Genomic DNA, 2,496 nt, shown 5'->3' with positions numbered 1-2,496 from the left:
AACTACTTTCACTTTTCAGCTTCCCATCCACTCATCCAATTAAAGCAATTTTGTATCTGTAAAAGGCATCTTGTTTCACAATCAACCCTTCTTAATCCGGACTATTTCCGCTTAGCCCAAGTTTCCCCCAAAATAGCCATTTTTGAGAAAAGTTGGCCCTGTTTCTTGAAAGAATAGTCTATAATTACAGCTATTTAATTTTTTAAAATCGCAAAATCTGGCGAAAATAGTGCCCTAATCATCATTTTTTTCTTGACTGCTCAAATAGATAGTATATGATATGCCGAAACATCTCCTGATTTTAGTGTTGAAAATCCGTTTCCGTGATCTAGTTCCATGTTTATTCGGAAAAAACAGACAAAGAATAAGAAAACCGGTAATGTTTACACCAAACATGAACTGGTAGAGTCCTATCACACGGCTGATGGCCCTAGACAAAGAACTATTATGCAGTTAGGCCGACTTGATCTCCCCAAAAAGCATTGGCCGGTTATGGCCAAAGAACTGGAGAGGCGTTTGGCCGGAAATTCCAACCAGGAACAACTATCATTCATACCAGAAAACAAGACCAAAGCCATATTAAAGCTTGAGAACACGGTCCAAACCTTAGCCGATAAAGCCATGAATAATTATCACGCTTTGAAACGGCATTCAACCACAGACTTTCCAGAGTCTCAACTTCAGAGTCAGCTTCCAACAAACAATAACGATAACGAATCAGCTGAGATGTCTGATTCGGCGGTTGAATCGGCTGATGGGGCCCTGTTCAAAATGGTGGACTGTAATAGTCTCATCACCACTTGTTCGAGAAGTTTTGGCCCGGAGCTGGTCGGTCATCATGTTTGGAAACAGCTTCGATTTACCGATGTGCTCAATAAATGTGGTTTCTCAAGCCGTGAAGTAAGCCTCAGCGAGGCAGTTATCGTCGGTCGCCTGGTACGACCCTCCAGTGATTTATCAACTTGGAAATGGATTCGAGAGAATTCAGCCATATCCGAACTTACCAGAACTCCTCTGATCAGAATCAAGAAAGATGCTGTTTATGAGATTTCGGAAGAGATATTGAGACATAAGAAAACAATAGAACAACATTTACTCAAGCGGGAACAAAAACTTTTCCCTGACCGTCAGTCTTTATATTTATTCGACTTAACCAACTTTTATATGGAGGGGAGCTGTACCAAGAACTCCCTGGCTGCTTTTGGAAAATCGAAAGAAAAACGGAATGATTTGCGATTGGTTTCCCTCGCCTTAATGGTTGATAGTGATGGTTTTCCTGTCACTTCTCGTGTTTACCAGGGAAATATTGGAGAACCCGCCACCCTCAAAGATATTATGGAGGATATGGGATATCTCAACCCAAATGGTCAACTGGAGTTTGCCTCGGTAAAACCCATACTGGTCATGGATAGGGGAATTGCAACCACTGAAAACATTCAACTTATCAAAGGTTATCAATTCCCCTATATCGTCGTAGAGCGAGCTCCCATACATAAGGAGTATGCCTCCAGTTTTAGTGAATATCAGGATAAATTTGAACCCATTATCCGAAAAGGACAAAAAGAGGTATGGATACATAAAGTAACCGGCAGTGATGATAAAACCAGTCGCATCTTGTGCGTTAGTGAAGGTCGTAAAGCCAAGGAAAAAGCCATCGCTGACAGATGGGTTGACCGCGCAGCCAATGATTTGGAGCGGTTTCGCTCTTCCATTCTAAAAGGCAATATCAAAGCCATAGATAAGGTTTATCAGCGCCTGGGAAGAATCAAAGGTCGCTATAAAGGTTTTAACAAACGCTTTTCCGAAAAAATAGAGATCGATACCGAGGGGAAAAAAGCTGTTAACCTCAGTTGGAAAATCGTCGAGGCTGATCCTGAAGAAAAGGAAACCTTATTCGGATGTTACGTAATAGAAACCGACCAGATCAATCTAGACGCTAAAAAGATCTGGCATCTATACATGACGCTTACCAGAGTTGAAGCTGCCTTTCAAAGCCTCAAGACAGATATCGGCACACGCCCCATATTTCACCAACTGGCTAAAAGAACGGAAGCTCATATCTTGGTATCGATATTAGCCTATCACCTTCTGATAACCATCGAGTATCAATTGTCCCGTCACGGAGACAATCGCAGTTGGAAAACCATTCGCACCATTTTGGAAACACACCGCCGAGAGACGATAATCTTTACTGATAAAGACAAAATAATCAATCATATAAGGCAATCCGGACAACCCGAACCTTCTCATGTAGATATCTACAGAAAACTCAAAATCAAGGATCCGCTGAAACGTAATCATTATATCGCAGGTCGCAGAACCTAGTGACCTAATTTTTTTCTAAAGATCAATAATTTTAGTTAGTTATGTATTTTTAGGGGGAAACTTGGGATAAGGATTTTACTCGCTACATCATCCTGGGAGCTTGCAATCCGTCTTTAGCGTTTCAAGCTCTCACCACCGATCTGGATATTGGTTTACTGCTGCCCTGTAATG

Annotated in this window: 1 protein-coding gene and 1 pseudogene; both read left to right on the top strand. The window is 41.5% G+C overall.

Annotated elements, in window-relative coordinates; translation table 11 throughout:
• Nucleotides 1–336: 336 nt before the first annotated feature.
• A complete protein-coding gene (locus tag V3S16_RS15855) occupies nucleotides 337–2,325 on the top strand; it encodes an IS1634 family transposase (protein WP_413886680.1) in 1,989 nt (662 codons plus the stop codon).
• Between the two features lie 77 nt (nucleotides 2,326–2,402).
• Nucleotides 2,403–2,496, top strand: a pseudogene (locus V3S16_RS15850) (DUF302 domain-containing protein); the annotation flags it as partial.

The sequence above is a fragment of the Candidatus Desulfatibia sp. genome (assembly GCF_036446775.1).
GTDB lineage: Bacteria > Desulfobacterota > Desulfobacteria > Desulfobacterales > UBA11574 > Desulfatibia_A.
The sequence above is the reverse complement of the archived record's forward strand: the minus strand, read 5'-3'. Positions and strand labels throughout refer to the sequence as shown.

What these genes read in the sequence shown, in the direction of transcription:
- V3S16_RS15855 (WP_413886680.1), top strand. Translation starts at nt 337, where the DNA reads ATGTTTATTCGGAAAAAACAGACAAAGAATAAGAAAACCGGTAATGTT.